Below are 16283 nucleotides of genomic sequence, written 5' to 3'. Positions count from 1 at the left end.
GTTTGACTACTGAACTATCGTCGCCTGCAGTGTGATGGTCCTGGCGGGTACGTGGCGTGGTGGGGCTTTCGGTTTGTTCTTCGGCCGGTAGGAGTACAGCGAGTTGGGCCGTTTCAGGAAGCGGTCTGCCTCTCGCAGTCGGCGGGTGCCGCTGTCGAGTTTCCGGCGGACCTTCGCCGCCAGCGCGGTCAGGAACCTGCGGATCTTCGGCGGGGTGTCGGCGAGCTGGCGGACCACGCTGCGTCGGGTGTGCTTGAGGACCTTGACGAACGAGATGCGGTCCGGGTCGATGCCGTTGTTGTCGGCGAGTTGCATGATGATGCCGGTCAGGCAGTGGTGCACGACCAGGTGCGCCCACACTTCCTGGCTCACCAGCTGTGGGTCGGTGGATCGCAGAACTTCCTGCCGGCCCCGCTGGAAGGTCTTGATCTGCCGATAGGCCGATTCCACCTCCCATCTTTCGTGATACAAGACCGCCAACTCCCTTGCTGGGTAGGCGTCGTGGTCGAAGAGGTCGGTCAGTAGGCGGATCACTTCGCCCCCGTCGACGCGGTACTCGATCACGCGCACCAGCACACCGCCCGGATGGGCGCCCTTCTGCCCCGCGAGGTTCATGCGTGCCAGGTAGGTGCCGTCGGGCAGGTGTCGTACTGGGCTGCGTGCCACACACGAGCGGGCCCGCAGCAGGAGGTGGGCACCGGCGCCGGTGTAGGCCTTCCACAACTCCACCCCGGGGAACCCCCGGTCCATGATCACGAGCATCCCGGAGGCCGAGGCAGCCATTGCCACGGCTGGGTCGCGTTCACCGCTGTTGTAGCCGCCCACCCGGGCGTCGATGGAAGAGTGTGTGCCGGTCTCGGTCAGCGTCACGACTCTCACCTGCGGAAACCCGCCCGGTTTCCCGCTGGAGTCTTTCGGGCCGCCGAAGGCGAGTCGGTTGGCCTCGTTGTCCGGCACGTCCAGCAGGAACCCGTCGACCGCAGCGAGACGCATCCCCCGGTAGAAGGACCCGGCCAGCCCCGCAGGGGCCCGCGGACCGGCCAGACGGTGGAAGATCCGCTCGACAACCTCCGGTCCCAGGCGCTCCCGAGCCCGGGTGAAAGACGCCTTGTGCGGGATGTGCTCGCTCAACTCCTGTATTCCACCTACCAGTTGTTCTGCGACATCGTCGTAGGAGTCCTGGTGGAAGAGCGCAAGCGCGAGTGTGAAGTAGACCATGAACCCCGCCGGCAACGCTCCCGGCCGACGGTCCCGTTTGCGACACTCCGACAGGACCTCGTCCACCAACTCGGGCGTCACCCACTGTGTGATCAAGCCCAGCCGCACTCGCTCAGATACCCCGCTCCACGGATGCACACCCCGCATAACGGCGCGACGCTCAGTCCGTCACTACCAACTCAATGAACCTTCAAACAACGGCATTGTGTGCCCGGAGGAAAGTGACACACCGTGATCGTCAGGCCCGTCTCGGCGGCCAGGGCGGCCAGTTCGCTCTTCCAGACCCGGTAGCGGTAGCCATTGGAGCCGCCCGCGTCCGAGGTGATCAGCAGTCGTGTCGCCTGCGGGTAGGCGTCCTGGCCGTGGCCATGCCACCAGCGACGGATCGATTCCACGGCGAATGCGGCGGTGTCGTGATCGGTGCCGACGTTCACCCAGCCCGTGTTCGCCGCCAGATCGTAAATTCCGTACGGGATGGCCTTGCCCAGATGCGGGTCGGCGAAGTCATGGACGTGCACCGGCACCGGGTCACCGGCCGGCCGCCACTGACGGCCGTGGTTCTTGAACTCGCCGACCAGTTCCTTCTTCTTGGTGTCGACGCTGATCACCGGCTGCCCGGCATCCCGATGCGCGCGGGCTTGCTCGTTGAGGTAACGGAACTGGGCATCTCGGTCGGGGTGCTGCGTGCCCTCGATGGTCTTGGCGTTGGCCTGCAGGCTGAAGCCCTCCTCCCGCAGCAGGTCGGCAACAGTGTCGGCGCTGACCTGGTGTCCGGCGCGGGTTAGCTCCCTCGCGAGGGTGCGGGTGGACTTCACTGTCCACCGCAGCGGCGACACGGGGTCACCCCGCACATCCGGCTCGACCAGAGCCAGCAACGCAGACCGCAGCCCGGGGTCGACATCGACCGCTCGCTTACGGCCACCGCCCTGTCGCCGCACCCGTCCCAACGGATCTTCTCCGGCCTCGAGTTCGACCACGCCCTTGCGGACCGTTGTCTCACTCGCCGCGGCCGCCCGCGCGACGGCCCGGATGCCGCCGTGTCCCAGCCCTCGGGCCTCCGCGGCCATCAACAGCCGCCGCTGCCGCTCGTCCAGATGCGGGAACAACACCGCGAACTTCACTGCGAGTTGGGCACGAGTCTCGTCCAGGATGCGCATACCACACCAACGAATCCAGGGACGGAAAGCAACACGTTGATTCTCTGCGAGCCCTTAGCCTCGATCTTGCATGACGGTCCGTCGGTCCTTCCGTCGGACCGTTTTGCTGTTGCGGGCTGGTCGTGGGAAGGCTGGTGGCCCGGCTGTCGCGTCGGGTGGGCGCCGGGCCCTCAGCCTGCCCCGACCCCAGAAAAGCCGCACCACACAAGCACAGAGTCTCCGTCAGCAAACTGACGGAGACTCATGAACGATCAAGGTTAGGGCCTGTTCTGAGTCTAGATCACGGTTTCGCCGTTTCCCCCTCCGCGGGTCCGCGGATCAGTTAAGACTGGTGTCATGACGCGTGGTGATCTGCCCGATCCCGTGATCTCAACTGCTCGTGGTCCCACGTCGACTCGGACAGGAAGAACTGCAGCCGCTGCGCCGAAGCATGTTGGGCACCTACGATGGGTTCGGTGCCGGCCAGGCAGGTCAGCGTCTTGTTGCGGTCTCGCGGCAGCAGCCCCGCGAGGTACTCGCGGAACCCGCGGCGCTGTGCCAGCGTGGAGAACAGGTCATCGAAGCGTGCGGCGTAGGCTTCCAGCGGGCCCGGAGCGGGCGGACGCGGCACACGGCGGGTCATCACAGCTCCCAGGCGGCGAGGCGACGTTCCTCTGCTACCGGCCTACTACGGCCCTGACCCGCCGTCAACAAACCACCGCCAGTAGGGTCGGGGACTGGCGGTGGCTTCCGCTCCGTCCACTGGCGCAGCGCAACCGGAAACGCCTCCAGGCTGCGCAACGCTTGTTCGAGCGCCACCGCGTCGGGAGACGTGACGGTCGACGTGGTGCCAGGTCACGGAGGTCCCACCCACCGTCAGCAGCCTCGCGGTGGGTACTTCGGGTAGCGCAGGAGCAGGAGGCCGCGTCCCGCCTGGCGTCCTGCCCCGACGGAGGCGGTCCGTGGACGACCTCGAGCCTGACCCCGGGGCGTCCAGGCACGCGCGCGCTCGAAGAAGCAGGTGCGGTAGCTCGGCAGATACGGCTGTACGACCACGCCTTGCCTGCGCGTTCTGTCCGTCACGCCGCCAGTCCCGCGTTAGACGAGTGGATCGCCACAATGTTGTCCGTGGTGCCGCAGCGGGTGTCGGGGTCCGACACCGGGCGCACTTCGCCGCCGTCCGTGACCCGGTGCATCTGGTAGCCGTAGGCGGCCAGGGCGTCCCAGGCTCCCCGAACAGGCAGCCCGGCGGCGGTCGCAGCTGGCGGCGTGTACTCGAAGATGACCACGGGCCTGTCCTCGGTGAGGATGGACCTGGCCCCCTCCAGCGCCCACTGCTCGTATCCCTCGATGTCCATCTTGATGAGCGCGATCCGGCGGTCCCTCGGCACTACGTCGTCGAGCCGGGCCACCTCGACGGGCTCTTTGGCGGCCGCACCATCGGACAGCCCGGCCAGGGAGGAACGGGATCGGTCCCTGTGGATGTGCAGGGTTCCCCGGGACGTGTCCCTTCCAGCTGCGACCGGCAGGACCCGTACATTGCGCGCGTTGTTGAGCCGGATGTTCTTGGACAGCACGGCGCGGGCATGCAGCGAGGGCTCCAGTGCGGTGACGAGTCCCTTGGCGGTGACGATCCGGGACATGGGGAGCGCGTACGCGCCGTAGTGGGCCCCTACGTCCACGACGTGGTCACCGGGGCTCACCCAGCGGTGGAGCTGGGCCAGTTCGGATTCGTAGGCGTTGCGCCATAGGTACGTCAGCTTCGCGTTGCCCCGCCACTCTGGCGGACACCACATCCGCATTCCGGAGTTCCCGAGCGGGACCGTGGCTCCGATGCGTACCGCGGTCCGTGCCCGCCAGGTGACCAGTCGCAGCAGCGAGGTGACCGGCTGAGCCGTGAAGGCTGGATGTCCCAAGATCCACCGCGCCTTGCCGATCAGTGACATGCTTGTCCTCTCCCTGATTCTCCTGCCCGTCCGCTCTGCCCCAAACGGGTTCGCCCGTCCAGTGCAGAGGGCAAGGCGGCTGGGGCCGTCTTGCCGGGCCGTGCCCGGGCCATCATTGACTGCCGGGTCACTCTCCACACGAACCACGCATTGCCGAACAGATACCGCCGCCACAGACGACGTGGCTCGCAGCCGAGCCGGAACAGCCATTCCAGCCCGTTGTTCTGCATCCAGTGCGGTGCCTGACGTTTGGTGCCTGCGATGAAATCGAAGGCCGCGCCCACGGCCACGGCCACCACGGGCAGTTGGGCGCACAGGTCGGCGGCCCAGCGATCCTGTTTCGGGGTGCCGAGACCCACCCAGACGGCGTCCGCATCGGCGGCGCGGATGTCTTCGGCCTGGCGGCGCAGTTCCTCGGCGTTCAGCGGGCCGAACGGAGGAGAGCATGTGCCGACGATCCGCGTCCCGGGGAAGCGGCGGCGCAGTTCCCGGTGCAGCCCGTCCATCACCTGAGGTGTGGAGCCGAGGAGGTAGTGGCGCACGTCGGTGTTCTGGCTCAGGGCAAAGACGTCCAGAAGCAGGTCGGGCCCGTACACGCGTGTGCTGGGCAGCGGCGTGCCGCGGTGGACCAGTTGGTTGGCCCAGACGACTGACTGTCCGTCGGGGAGGTTCAGGGAGGCCGAGCGAAGGAGGCTGCGAAGCTCGGCGTCCCGGTCCGCCAGAGCGAGCGTGTAGGCGTTCGAGAGGTGGACGTCGCTGCCCTGCCTGGCGGTGACAGCCTCCGAAGCATCGGGCTGGGCATAGCGTTCCTCGCGGATCCGCCGGGCCAGGTGCAGCACATGGCAGGCCGCACTCTCCCGCGTGTGCGCCGTGATGGGCACGCCCAGGCACTCGACCACAGGCGCGGCGGGCGCCGCAGGGGTCTGCTGGATACGGGTCGGGGTCGTCATGAGCGGGCTTGAGGGATCGGGGACGGGGAGAGGGGGCGGTCCCAGCCCTCGGTGAAGTCCCCGGAAACCAGTTGGCGCCGGAAGTAGGTGATTGTGTCGCACAGCCCCTGTTCCACTGGAGTCGTGGGTTCCCAGTCCAGCAGTTCGCGGGCCTTGGTGATGTCCGGACGGCGCCGCTCCGGGTCGTCCTGGGGGCGCGGGATCAGCGTGATCTCGGAGGTGACCCTGGTCAGCTTGCTGATCCACTGTGCCAGCTCGAGCATGGAGACCTCATGGGGGTTGCCCAGATTGACCGGGCCGCCGTGGTCGCTCGCCAGCATGCGTAGCAACCCCTCGACCAAGTCGTCCACGTAACACAGCGACCTGGTCTGGCTGCCGTCACCGGTGACCGTGATCGGTTCTCCGCGCAGTGCCTGGCTGATGAAGGTGGGGATGGCGCGCCCGTCGTCTGCGCGCATCCGCGGGCCGAAGGTGTTGAAGATGCGCACAATCTTGGCATCCACACCGCGGTTTCTGCGGTAGGCCATGGTCAGTGCCTCACCGAAGCGTTTTGCCTCGTCATACACCGAGCGGGGGCCGACAGGGTTGACATGCCCCCAATAGGTCTCCGGCTGGGGGTGAATCAGCGGGTCGCCGTACGACTCCGAAGTGGAGGTCAGCAGAAAGCGTGCACTCTTCGCGGCGGCCAGGTCCAGGGCGTGCCAGGTGCCGGCCGACCCCACACGAAGCGTCTCCAGGGGCAGACTCAGATAGTCCGCGGGCGAGGCGGGTGACGCCAGGTGGAACACGGCGTCCACCGGGCCGGGCACGTCCAGGCCCTGGTTGATGTCCCGGTGCATCAACTTGAAGTGGGGGTCGTCCGTGAGGTGTTCCACGTTGTCAGGGTCGGAGGTCAGGAAGTTGTCCACGCAGACCACGTCGTGGTTCTCGTGGATCAGCCGCTCACACAGGTGGGAACCGATGAAGCCGGCCCCACCCGTCACTACCGCACGCATGCAGGTCCTCTCGGTCGCCCCACGCCGCGCTTGGCCGGGGGCAAGTTGCAGTGTCATTGCCGAAGATCAGGACGATGTCGTGTTTCTATCTATTACTCAGTTATGGGTCAATTGAGAAATCACGTTGGTTGACATGCCCTTCGATAAGGGCATTTCACCTGTTCTGCCCAAAGGAGATAGTAGATGTCGGTATTCGTCGGAGAGACGGCACGCCATCGGCCGGCCCCGTTCCGGCACGCGCTTTGGACAGGCCGAGCGGTCAAACGCACCATCGATCTGGTGGGGGCCGCCGTCCTGCTCATGCTGTTGGCACCGATCCTCCTGGCGGCCGCCGTCGCCGTGAGGGTCGACACTCCGGGTCCCCTGATCTTCCGCCAGCGACGAACGGGCTGGCGGGGCAAGGAGTTCCAGGTCCTCAAGCTGCGCACCATGCGAGTCGGGTCCGAGAAGTTGAGGAAGGCCATGGCGGCTCGCAACGAGTCAGACGGACACCTGTTCAAGGTCCGTGACGACCCGCGTGTGACCGCGGTCGGACGCTGGTTGCGCCGCTATTCCCTGGATGAGCTGCCGCAGTTGGTCAATGTGCTGAAGGGGCAGATGTCCCTGGTCGGTCCTCGGCCGCTGCCGGTCGAGGACTCGGCGTTCACCGGGAATGCACGCCATCGCCTGCAGATGCGGCCCGGGCTCACCGGACTGTGGCAGATCAGCGGCCGGTCCAACCTGGCCTGGGAGGACGCCCTGCGCCTGGACCTGCACTATGTCGACACCTGGTCGCTCAGGCTGGACCTGGCGATCCTCTTCCGGACCCTGCCTGCCGTGCTGCGCGGTGACGGTGCCTACTGAGCGCCCGAGCCCGGGCGAACCCTGGAAACTGCCGGACCCGAGAAGGAACTTCGTCCGGGCGTGCGGGAGGTTACGGTTGGGACCGGCGCTGCAATCTTGTCTGCGCGACGCCGGCCCCGGAGGTCACCGACGCCGGAATATCTAGAAATTCCCACTTCATGGCGCATGGCAAGCGACTGCTTTTGTCCAGAAGCACGCAGTGGGCAATGGGACCGGTCACTACTGCCCATGTGGCAGAACGGGTTGGGCGGCTTGACCTACCGCATCGGTGACCGAGACAGGGCGGGGGCACCGGCCCGCGTATCTGGTGTTCTGTGATGTCGATGAGACGTTGATCGAATGCAAGAGCATGTTCGAGTTTCTGCGGTTCCAGCTCGTGCGACGCCCGGGCCAACACCCCTGCCAGAAACCCCACTCACCTGCAGTTATTTACGCGTCAGAGTCAAGCTAGGGCCTGGCGTTGACCGCTGCGGAGGACACGCTGATCCAGGCCGTGTCCCGCCGCGACGTCATACGGAGGTCGAGTCCCGGCCCCCGCTGCCCGATGCCCCGGCCGAGCGCGAGGACTCCGAGTCGTAGCCGAGGGTGTTGGCGTATGCGGGGACCCTTCGCGGTTGCGCGCGCCCCGGTTCACTGATGCTCGAATTGAGCGCGTCGTCGGCCGGGTTGGCGGCGTTCCCGAGCGCGACGGGCCGGGCCCGGCGCCCCGAGGAGACACTCAGCGCGTCACCCTTGACGCCCCGTTCGCCGTTGTACGCGACCATGCCGACGTGTCCGGCCGCCCCGGCGCCGACGGGCAGCCCGGCCAGGTGGACCGTGCGGTCACGGTGCCGCGCGTCGAAGGAGTCGAACCCGTCCCACAGCGCGATCCGCCGCAGCGGCTCCGACGCCTTTTCGTACGCGGCGACCAGCGTCCAGCCGCCCCAAGCCCCGCCCGCCGAGCGCCCCTTCGCCACATTGAGCTGCGCGACGGTGTACGACCCGCCGCCGCACGCGCGCACGAGCCGGGTGACATCGGCGGACGTCTGATAGGCATCGGCACCGCCCGCGACGCGGTGCCCGATCAGGGTGTCCGCGTGCACTGCCCTGTACTTGCCGCCAGGCTCGTGCAGCAAGGCACGGCCGTTGTCTCTGGCCGCTTCTGCCCGCCCGCACAGAGATTGCCGCCCCAGTAAAGCCGCGCGTATGTGACCCGCGCGCCGGCGGGCAGCCGGACCTCCGTGCTGCTGGAGTTGTACGTGTTCGGGTCGCGGTCGATGTCCGTGTCGACCATGTCGAAGTCACCGTCGGCCGCCGCCCTGCCCGAACGGGCCGCGGGACACGACGCCTTGGCCGCGGCGGCCGCGGTACGGCAGCTGATCGCCGTGTTGGCCGCCCGGACCACGCCACCGTGCTGAAGCGCCCGGTAGCGCTGGGTGAAAGCGATGCTCTCCGCCCCGCGGGCCGGCGGCGCGGCCGCGGCGCCACAGGTCGCGGAAATCGCGGCAAGAGAAATGACGCCCACCGCCGTACGGCGCGGGAACGAGCCCGTGCGATGACGCATGGCCGATTCCCGTTCAGGGACAAGAGTTTCTGAATCACGGAAATGAGAATGTGAAAGTCGCATTTGATGGGAAACGGTTCTGCGCCCCGCCTCACCGGGCCGGGAGGTGAGCCACTGTAGCGACAGATGCGCATTTATCCGCGAAACCCAATATGTATGTCGAAATGGTGAAGAAGTGAAGTCTCCGCCACGCGGTCACCCGATCGGATGCGCAACCCCGCACAGGTGGCGCCCGTTGATCCACGAGCCGGGCGCCTGCCCCGGAGCCGTATCAACCGACCGAGGAGCAATTCCCCATGTCGCGTACCGCGAAGGCCTTTGTCTTTTCCACCGTTGCCGCCGCCGCTCTGGCCGGCACCGCCGGCGTCGCCGCCGCCGACAGTGGCGCGCAGGGTGCCGCCACCAACTCCCCCGGCGTGGCCTCGGGCAACGTCGTCCAGGCCCCGATCCACGTCCCCGTGAACGTCTGCGGCAACACGGTCAGCGTGGTCGGCCTGCTGAACCCGACGTTCGGCAACACCTGCGCCAACACCTGATTCGGTTCTCCCCCGGGACCCTTCCGCGGCCGCCCCTTTCGGGGCGGCCGTTCTTGCATGTGCTGCGCCGTATGGGGGGAAGGGCCCCCGCGGGCACCCGGACGACCGCCCCACCTGGCACGACACACCGAGAGCCAAGGGTGATCGCACATGCCTCATCAGGCCGTACGGCGCATTGCTACCACCGCTCTTTGCGCGACGATTCTCCTCGGCACCGCCGCCCCCGCGATAGCCGCCGAAAGCGACCCGGGGAGCTCCAGCAGCGTCGAGGCACTGCGCGCACCGGTTCCCGGAGCGGATGCGCTGCTGGGCCAGGTCGGCGCTCGGCAGCATGAGTTCCGTCATCACGCCGGTCACGGACCTGCTCACCGAGGTCCTCAAGGCCGACGAGGGAAAGCCGTCCGTCGAGGCGGCACAGAAGTACGTGGACGCGATCAAGGAGGCCATCGACGCCGCCAAGGCCACCGTCCCCGCAACCGCCACGACACCGAAGTCGGGCACCCCCGACGACGCCAAGGCGGCCCGGATGGACGTGCGGGGCGACGCCCTGACCGCGCTCCAGACCGCCGTCGACGCTGCTCAAGGCGTCCACCGCGGGTGACGTCGCCAGCGTCGCCACGGCGGCCACGAACGCCGTCACCGCCCTGGTGAACCTGCTCGCCGCCACGCTGCTCGGCGGCGGGCTGCCCGCGCCCACGCTGCCGGGCCTACCCAAGCTCCCCGCACTCCCGGGGATCCCGCTCCCGTCGACCTCCACGCTCCCGCAGACGCCGGCGCTCCCCAGGGCTCCCGCGCTGCTCAACCGACGGGGCGCGCCCGCGGCGAAGCGGGCGCCCCCGACGACCCGTCGGGCCGGTCCTGCACCCGCGCGGCGGGCTCTTCATGTTCCGGCCGTGCCTGATCCGGCGCCCTGCGCCGACAATTCACCTCTTCCTAAATCTCATATGAGAACTCCACGGCCCTTCATTCGAGTGGGTTCGGCAAATCCCCTGACCTCGGAGTTTCCGTTGCCGGGGACGCTCGTTGGATATTCCGTCGCTGGTGACAAATCGTCACCCCAAGGAAGGAAACATGATGAATCCCCTGAAGGCCGCCGTCGTCGCCGCCGGATCCATGGTCATCGCCGGTGCAGCCGCACCCGCCTTCGCCTCCGACCTCACGCCGACGAGCCTCAACGGCGCGATCGAGACCCTCAGCCACCAGTCGGTGCTCGACGCCCAGCCGCTGCACACCAACATGCTCGACACGGAGCGGGGCGGCTCGGTCCTCAACACGGTGCAGAACACGGCGGACAACGTGAACGATGCCGGTGCGGGCGCCCCGGCCGGTCTCCTCGGCGGCCTTCCCCTCGGCAAGTAGCGGTCTGCGCGGGTGTGTTCCGCCCATTCTCGTTCGAGTGGGAGCCGTTCCCCCAAGCGGGTGAAAGATCGCCGGGGCGCCCGGCGGCCGTGGCTACGCTGCCGTGGTGACTTCAACGCCGACTGAGAACCGCGCCTTCCGTGCCATCGATCTGGGCACCCTCGCCGTCATCGCGTGGAGCGGCGAACACCCGGACGAGGCAGGGGACATGCCCTTCCTGCTGGCCTACTCCCTAGGGGACGGCGCGGGCGGGCAGGAGGCATCGACCGAAGCGGTACGGGCCCTGCTGGAGAACAACGGCCTGCCGGTCGGCAAGGTCGTGGACGCCACGGGCAACCCCAGCTTCCCCGTCTCGCTGCTCGTCGAGGCCGGCCAGGCCGTCGTCAACATGCCGTACCTCAACGCCCAGTGCGTCGCGCCCCCCGAGTGGCTGGCCGCCGCGGCCGAACGCGGTTACGCGTACTTCGTGTTCACCACGCGTCCCTGGACCTCGGCGGTGCCCGGCAGCCCGGTCGCCGAGGAGGACTTCGCCTCGTTCGCGGGCGACGAGGCGACGCTGACCGGCGCGGCCCACTGCCTGCTCCCCGTACGCAAGCTGCGCGTCTGACGAGAAGGAAGTGGCCCATGGGAACCACGAACACCGAGGGACGCCCGGCCCGGATGCCGCGACAGTCCGGTCCAACTCGGCACGGCACAGCCTCTGTTGATGCTTGGCGTGCCGCTCCGGGGTCCCGTTTCCTGGGTTTCGCGCTGCTGCTGGTGATCACCGGTGCGGCGGGGCTGCTCGCGGCGTGGGTCATCACGATCGACAAGTTCAAGCTGCTCGAGGACCCGAACTTCACGCCGGGCTGCAGTCTGAACCCCGTCGTGTCCTGCGGGAACATCATGAAGAGCGAGCAGGCGTCGGTGTTCGGGTTCCCGAACCCGATGCTGGGGCTCGCGGCCTACGCGGTCGTGATCTGTGTGGGGATGAGCCTGCTGGGGCGGGCGCGGTTCCCGCGCTGGTACTGGCTGACGTTCAACGCGGGCACGCTGTTCGGGGTCGGATTCTGCACGTGGCTGCAGTTCCAGTCGCTGTACCGGATCAACTCGCTGTGCCTGTGGTGCTCCTTGGCGTGGGTCGCCACGATCGTCATGTTCTGGTACGTGACGTCGTTCAACGTGCGCAACGGGTTCCTGCCCGCGCCGTCCTGGCTGCGGTCGTTCTTCGGCGAGTTCACGTGGGTCCTTCCCGTGCTGCACGTCGGGATCATCGGGGTGCTGATCCTGACCCGCTGGTGGGACTTCTGGACCAGCTGAGCCGCACATCGGCCGGTTGCGCCGGGCGGGGGGCCGGGTCGCTACTCCTTTCGCGGTGACAAGTTCCGCGAAGCCCGAAAGGATCCGTGTCCGACATGAAGTCAACTGCCAGAGAGACGCTTGCTGTACTGGCCGGCTGCCTCGCCGCCGCGGGCGCGGGCGCCGCTACCGCCGTCGCGGGCGAGCAGGTACCCATAGCCGTTCCGCTGACCGGTGTGGAGAACGCGCTGCATGTGAAGGCGCCCGAGCTGCTCTGGTCGCTCTGGCACCGGAAACACCCCGGCTCCGACGCCAATTTGTCTGCGGGGACCTCGACGGGGACGGGCCGCGTGATGACGATTGACGAGCCGATGCCTCCGCGAAGAGTGAAGCCGAGTTCGCTGCTGGAGCATGGGCATTTGTATCGGTACGCATAAGCGGCGCTGTGTATGAGAAAAGGCCCCCGCGCATCACCGCCGGGGGCCTTTTCGCGGTGTCAGCCGCCGTTCGTGCAGGTGTTGCCGAAGGCCGGGTTCAGCAGGCCGATGACGTCGACGGTGTTGCCGCAGACATTGACCGGGACGTGGACCGGGACCTGGACGACGTTGCCCGAGATGACGCCGGGCGAGCCGGCGGCGTCGCCCTGGGCGCCGGCGTCGGCCATGGCCAGGCCGGCACCGCTGATCACCACGGCGCCGGTGCCGAGCGCGACAGCGGCGGCCTTCGCGATGCGAGACATCACGTTCTCCTTCTTGCTGGACAGATACGGCCGCGAGATCGCGTCCGCATACCGGTTCAACGGACTCACCCCGCCCAGGTAACGGCCTTAACGACATCCATCCGACGGACCCCGATTTATGGGGATCCCGGCGGAATAGGGCGGCCAAGTTCTGTTGCGCACGGCAGCCAGTGCCGAAAATCGTCGGTAATTCGGTGCGCGAATCATTACGGGACGGAGGGCACGGTGCCGGGTGGCTCTTCGTGGCGGTGGCGCAGGAGGAGCATGGCCGCGTCGTCGTGCAGGGGGCCCGCCGCGTGGTCGACCAGGTCGGCGCGCAGCTCCTTGAGGGCGGCCTCCGGGTCGGGTGCTTGAGGAGCGAGGCGCGGTCGCCGAGCGGGTAGAAGTCTTCGGCCCGGTCCCGCGCCTCCGTGACGCCGTCGGTGTACAGGAGGATCTGATCGCCGGGCTCGAAACCGACGGTGTACGGCTCGGGCCCCTCCGCTCCGTGCACGCCGAGGCCGAGCGGCAGCGCGTACTGCGGCGGGCGCGGGAAGTGCGCCGAGCCGTCGGAGCGTACGAGCATGGGGGCCGGGTGCCCGAAGTTGAGGAACGTGACCTCGCTGCCACCGCCCCGCACCTCGGCGAGGAGCGCGGTAACGAACTTCTCGCCGTGCAGATCCCGGTCGACGGCGCGCTCCAGGCGGCTCAGGCCGAGCAGTTCGGGCTCGTCGTGCGCGGCCTGGCGGAACGCGCCGAGGACGAGCGCCGCCGTCTCGACGGCGTCGAGCCCCTTGCCCTGCACATCGCCGATGATCACGCGTATGCCCGCCCGGCGAGGCCACGACCTCGTACAGATCGCCGCCTATCCGGGCCTCTGCCACCGCCGATGTGTACGACACCGCCACCCGCAGCGGGCCGGCGCTGCGGGGCACCGGACGCAGCAGTACGCGCTGGGCCACCTCCGCTATCGAGCGCACACCAGTGGCCGTAGACGCGTCGTTCTCAGGCGGTCCACCAGTGGGGCGGCCCGGGTCGCGAGCGGGGTGAGCAGGAGCGCCAGGGTGGCGCCCATGGCCAGGCCCACCGCGACGTCGTGCGGGTAGTGCGCGCCGATCCACACCCGGGAGGCGCCCATGAGGACCGCCGCCGGAACAGCGATCAGGCCGATGCGGCGGTCGGCAAGCAGCAGCGTGACGGCCGCCGCGGCAGCGATCACCGCGTGGTTGCTGGGGAACGACCAGTCCCCGAGCGCAGGGCACGCCTCCACCGTGGCGGTGTGGAGCGTGCGGCACGGGCGCTGTTCGTCGACGATCGACTTGAGTACGGAGTTCACGGCGTAGGCGGCCACGACGACGACCGGGGACGCGAGGACCCAGGCCATCCGGACGCCGCCCTCGCCTCTCGCGCGCCACCAGGCCGTGATCATCAGTACGGCGAAGAGCGCGAGCCCGTAGTCCGACCAGGCGGACACGATGGCGTTCACCGCGTGCGGAGTGCTGTGCGCCAGGTCGGTCACCCACGTATAGAGAGCACCGTCCACGGACGCGCCGCTGAAGGCGAGGGGTGCCGTCATGAAGTGCCCTCCTCCGCGGCACGGCGCTCGCGTGCCCGGGAGCGGGAGCGCCACACCTCCAGGACCAGCGGGATCAGGGAGACGATGACGACGAGGACGACGATCGGCAGGAGGTAACCGTCGACGTTCGGCACCGACGAGCCGAGTCCGTACCCCGCGAGAACCAGGCCGACCGTCCAGACGAGGCCGCCGACGACCTGCCACACCGTGAAGACCCGCGCCGGCACGCCGAGCGCTCCGGCCAGCGGGTTGAGCACGGTACGGACGACGGGGACGAAGCGCGCCAGGACGACTGCCTTGGCGTGGCCGTACCGCTCCAGGAGCTCCTCGGCGCGGGCCGCCCCCTCGTGCAGCCGCTTGGCTCTGCTGCGGGCCAGGAGCGCGCGGCCGCCGCGCCGCCCGATCCCGTACCCGGCCTGCGCTCCGGCCAGCGCGCCCACGACGGCGGCAGCCAGGACCTGCGGCAGCGAGAGATGGACGGGCCCGTGCGAGCCGCCCGCGCAGAGCAGGCCGGCCGTGAAGAGCAACGAGTCGCCCGGCAGGAAGAACCCGACGAGCAGTCCGGTCTCCGCGAACAGGACGACAGCCACGCCGAGGGCGCCGAAGGCGGACAGGAGGGAGCCCGCGTCCAGCACGTTCACCGCTTGCGCGGCGGCGAGGGGGTCTACGGCCATGGGGCCGCTCCTCTCTCAGTCGTCTCATAATGGGCTGGACGGCGGCCCGTGAGCGGGCGCCGACCATGCGACTACAGTCGTGTAGACGGTCTACTCGACTGTAGACGAAGAAGAGCGGAGGATCGTTCCCATGGCCGAGGAGCAGGAACGGCGTCCCGCGGGCGAGCTGGAGGCGAGCGTCCTGGCCGCGCTCTGGGCCGCCGAGACGCCGCTCACCCCCGGCGAGGTGCAGCGGGCGCTCGCCGACGGCCTGGCCCGCACCACCGTGACCACGATCCTGACCCGGCTCTACGCCAAGGGGACGGTCACCCGGGACCGGGCGGGCCGCGGCTACGCGTACCGGCCCGCGCAGGACGCGCACGGGCTCACGGCCCGCCGTATGCACGCCGAACTCGACAAGGACGAGGACCGCGGCACGGTCCTGGCCCGTTTCGTCTCCGAGCTGAGCAGCGAGGACGAGCAGATGCTGCGCGCGCTGCTCGACGGCGACAGCGACAGCGACAGCGACAGCGAGGGCAGCACAGGGAGCGGCGGCCGCGGAGGTACCGGCCGATGATCTTCGCCGTCTGGATCCCGCTGCTCATGCCGCTGCTCGCCGTGCCCGCCGCGCGGCGCGCCGCCGAGTGGCTGCCGCCCCGCGCGGCGGCGTGGACGCTGGCGGGCTTCTCCGTCGTCCTCGCCGGGTCCAGCACGGCCTCTCTCGGGCTCCTCGCCTCCGCCGGGGCGCTGCGGCTGCCACCTGTGGCCGCCCTCGGGCGTCTGTCGCCACCCCTCCTCGGCGACGGCTCCCCGGTACTCGTTCCCGCGTCGGTCCTCGCCGCGCTCGCGTTGGCTGCGGGCGCGTTCGCGCTGGTCCGTACGGGGCTGCGGCAGCGGCGCGAGATGCGGGCGGCCCGCGCCGGGTCCGCCGGCGCCGACGAACTCTGCGTGCGGCCGGACGAACTCCCGTACGCCTACGCCCTTCCGGGCCGCCCCGGCCGGATCGTCGTGACGACGGGGATGCTGCGGTCCCTCGACGCGCGGGAGCGCGAGGTGCTCTTCGCGCACGAGCGCGCCCACCTCGCGGGCCGCCACCACCTGTTCCTCGCGGCGGCCGAACTGGCCGTCACCCTGCACCCGATGCTGCGCGGTCTGCGCGAACCCCTTGCCTACGCGCTTGAGCGCTGGGCGGACGAGTCCGCCGCCACCGCGACCGGCGACCGGGCGCTCACCGCGCGCGCGATCGGCCGGGCCGCTCTCGCCGCGGCCCGCTTCCCGGGGGCCGGATCACGGCCCCGTACGGCGCTCGCCGTCACGGCGGGCCCGGTGCCGCGGCGCGTCACCGCCCTGCTGACCACGAGCGCCACGGCGGCCCGCCCGCGCAAGGCGCTGCGGCGCGCGCTGGCCGGCACGCTCCTGGTGTGCGCGGCGCTCTCGGCCGGCGCGGTCGCCGACGCGGCCCACGACCTGCACACGGGCGTGGAGGTCGCCCAGGGAGAGACCGGCCGGTCAACTACCCGGTCGTGAAACGA

Annotated in this window: 17 protein-coding genes and 4 pseudogenes; 9 read left to right on the top strand and 12 right to left on the bottom strand. The window is 69.2% G+C overall.

The window, feature by feature from the left end:
* Positions 1–6: 6 nt before the first annotated feature.
* The 6 genes and pseudogenes from ACY0PA_RS23230 to ACY0PA_RS23205 all read right to left on the bottom strand — a co-directional run bounded on the left by ACY0PA_RS23230 (position 7) and on the right by ACY0PA_RS23205 (position 6245).
* Entirely contained in the window at positions 7–1365 is a 1359-nt protein-coding gene (locus tag ACY0PA_RS23230; RefSeq protein ID WP_473079566.1) for an IS4 family transposase, read from the bottom strand.
* A 59-nt stretch (positions 1366–1424) separates the two neighbouring features.
* Positions 1425–2375: pseudogene (locus ACY0PA_RS23225) on the bottom strand (ISAzo13 family transposase); the annotation flags it as partial.
* Between the two features lie 361 nt (positions 2376–2736).
* Positions 2737–2997 (bottom strand): annotated as a pseudogene (locus ACY0PA_RS23220) (IS701 family transposase); the annotation flags it as partial.
* A 436-nt stretch (positions 2998–3433) separates the two neighbouring features.
* Positions 3434–4300, bottom strand: coding sequence for an FkbM family methyltransferase (locus ACY0PA_RS23215; protein ID WP_473079636.1), 867 nt, complete (start codon positions 4298–4300; stop codon positions 3434–3436).
* A complete protein-coding gene (locus ACY0PA_RS23210; protein WP_473079635.1) occupies positions 4291–5139 on the bottom strand; it encodes a WecB/TagA/CpsF family glycosyltransferase in 849 nt (282 codons plus the stop codon). The genes ACY0PA_RS23215 and ACY0PA_RS23210 overlap by 10 nt, the downstream gene beginning before the upstream one ends.
* A 107-nt stretch (positions 5140–5246) precedes the next feature.
* A complete protein-coding gene (locus ACY0PA_RS23205) occupies positions 5247–6245 on the bottom strand; it encodes a UDP-glucuronic acid decarboxylase family protein (protein WP_473079634.1) in 999 nt (332 codons plus the stop codon).
* Between the two features lie 252 nt (positions 6246–6497).
* On the opposite strand from ACY0PA_RS23205, the pseudogene ACY0PA_RS23200 reads away from it, so the two are divergent.
* A pseudogene (locus ACY0PA_RS23200) lies at positions 6498–7088 on the top strand (sugar transferase); the annotation flags it as partial.
* A gap of 509 nt (positions 7089–7597) precedes the next feature.
* Here the strand turns inward: ACY0PA_RS23200 and ACY0PA_RS23195 are convergent.
* Positions 7598–8170, bottom strand: a complete 573-nt coding sequence (locus tag ACY0PA_RS23195) for a hypothetical protein (protein WP_473079633.1) — start codon at positions 8168–8170, stop codon at positions 7598–7600.
* Positions 8152–8631 (bottom strand): hypothetical protein, encoded by a 480-nt coding sequence (locus ACY0PA_RS23190; RefSeq protein WP_473079632.1) that lies wholly within the window; start codon positions 8629–8631, stop codon positions 8152–8154. The genes ACY0PA_RS23195 and ACY0PA_RS23190 overlap by 19 nt, the downstream gene beginning before the upstream one ends.
* A gap of 296 nt (positions 8632–8927) precedes the next feature.
* On the opposite strand from ACY0PA_RS23190, the gene ACY0PA_RS23185 reads away from it, so the two are divergent.
* The 6 genes from ACY0PA_RS23185 (at position 8928) to ACY0PA_RS23160 (ending at position 12241) form a co-directional block, all read left to right on the top strand.
* Positions 8928–9167 carry a chaplin gene (locus tag ACY0PA_RS23185; protein ID WP_473079631.1) on the top strand — a complete coding sequence of 80 codons (240 nt, stop codon included), beginning with the start codon at positions 8928–8930 and terminating at the stop codon, positions 9165–9167.
* 331 nt (positions 9168–9498) lie between these two features.
* Positions 9499–9768: a hypothetical protein gene (locus ACY0PA_RS23180; protein WP_473079630.1), complete on the top strand. Its 270-nt coding sequence runs from the start codon at positions 9499–9501 to the stop codon at positions 9766–9768.
* Between the two features lie 473 nt (positions 9769–10241).
* Positions 10242–10526, top strand: a complete 285-nt coding sequence (locus ACY0PA_RS23175; protein WP_473086399.1) for a hypothetical protein — start codon at positions 10242–10244, stop codon at positions 10524–10526.
* A gap of 106 nt (positions 10527–10632) precedes the next feature.
* Positions 10633–11133, top strand: coding sequence for a DUF5949 family protein (locus tag ACY0PA_RS23170; protein ID WP_329571780.1), 501 nt, complete (start codon positions 10633–10635; stop codon positions 11131–11133).
* A 53-nt stretch (positions 11134–11186) separates the two neighbouring features.
* A complete protein-coding gene (locus ACY0PA_RS23165; RefSeq protein WP_473086398.1) occupies positions 11187–11825 on the top strand; it encodes a vitamin K epoxide reductase family protein in 639 nt (212 codons plus the stop codon).
* An 86-nt stretch (positions 11826–11911) separates the two neighbouring features.
* Entirely contained in the window at positions 11912–12241 is a 330-nt protein-coding gene (locus ACY0PA_RS23160; protein WP_473079629.1) for a hypothetical protein, read from the top strand.
* Positions 12242–12300: 59 nt separating this feature from the next.
* Here ACY0PA_RS23160 and ACY0PA_RS23155 read toward each other — a convergent pair whose 3' ends face one another.
* From ACY0PA_RS23155 to ACY0PA_RS23140, 4 genes and pseudogenes are all read right to left on the bottom strand, one after another.
* Positions 12301–12543: a chaplin family protein gene (locus tag ACY0PA_RS23155; RefSeq protein ID WP_473079628.1), complete on the bottom strand. Its 243-nt coding sequence runs from the start codon at positions 12541–12543 to the stop codon at positions 12301–12303.
* A gap of 206 nt (positions 12544–12749) precedes the next feature.
* Positions 12750–13502, bottom strand: a pseudogene (locus tag ACY0PA_RS23150) (PP2C family protein-serine/threonine phosphatase); the annotation flags it as partial.
* Positions 13490–14098: a phosphatase PAP2 family protein gene (locus tag ACY0PA_RS23145; RefSeq protein WP_473079627.1), complete on the bottom strand. Its 609-nt coding sequence runs from the start codon at positions 14096–14098 to the stop codon at positions 13490–13492. The pseudogene ACY0PA_RS23150 and the gene ACY0PA_RS23145, both read right to left, overlap by 13 nt.
* A complete protein-coding gene (locus ACY0PA_RS23140) occupies positions 14095–14772 on the bottom strand; it encodes a DedA family protein (protein WP_473079626.1) in 678 nt (225 codons plus the stop codon). Before ACY0PA_RS23140 ends, ACY0PA_RS23145 begins: the two co-directional genes overlap by 4 nt.
* Positions 14773–14902: 130 nt before the next feature.
* Here ACY0PA_RS23140 and ACY0PA_RS23135 point away from each other — a divergent pair, with 130 nt between their 5' ends.
* Both ACY0PA_RS23135 and ACY0PA_RS23130 read left to right on the top strand, forming a co-directional pair.
* Entirely contained in the window at positions 14903–15328 is a 426-nt protein-coding gene (locus ACY0PA_RS23135; protein WP_473079625.1) for a BlaI/MecI/CopY family transcriptional regulator, read from the top strand.
* Positions 15325–16278: a M56 family metallopeptidase gene (locus ACY0PA_RS23130; protein WP_473079624.1), complete on the top strand. Its 954-nt coding sequence runs from the start codon at positions 15325–15327 to the stop codon at positions 16276–16278. Before ACY0PA_RS23135 ends, ACY0PA_RS23130 begins: the two co-directional genes overlap by 4 nt.
* The last annotated feature ends 5 nt before the right edge of the window (positions 16279–16283 follow it).

The sequence above is a fragment of the Streptomyces sp. DS1-CR2 genome, assembly GCF_055760475.1.
Note: the sequence above shows the minus strand (reverse complement) of the source record. Positions and strands in the feature narration are given on the sequence as shown.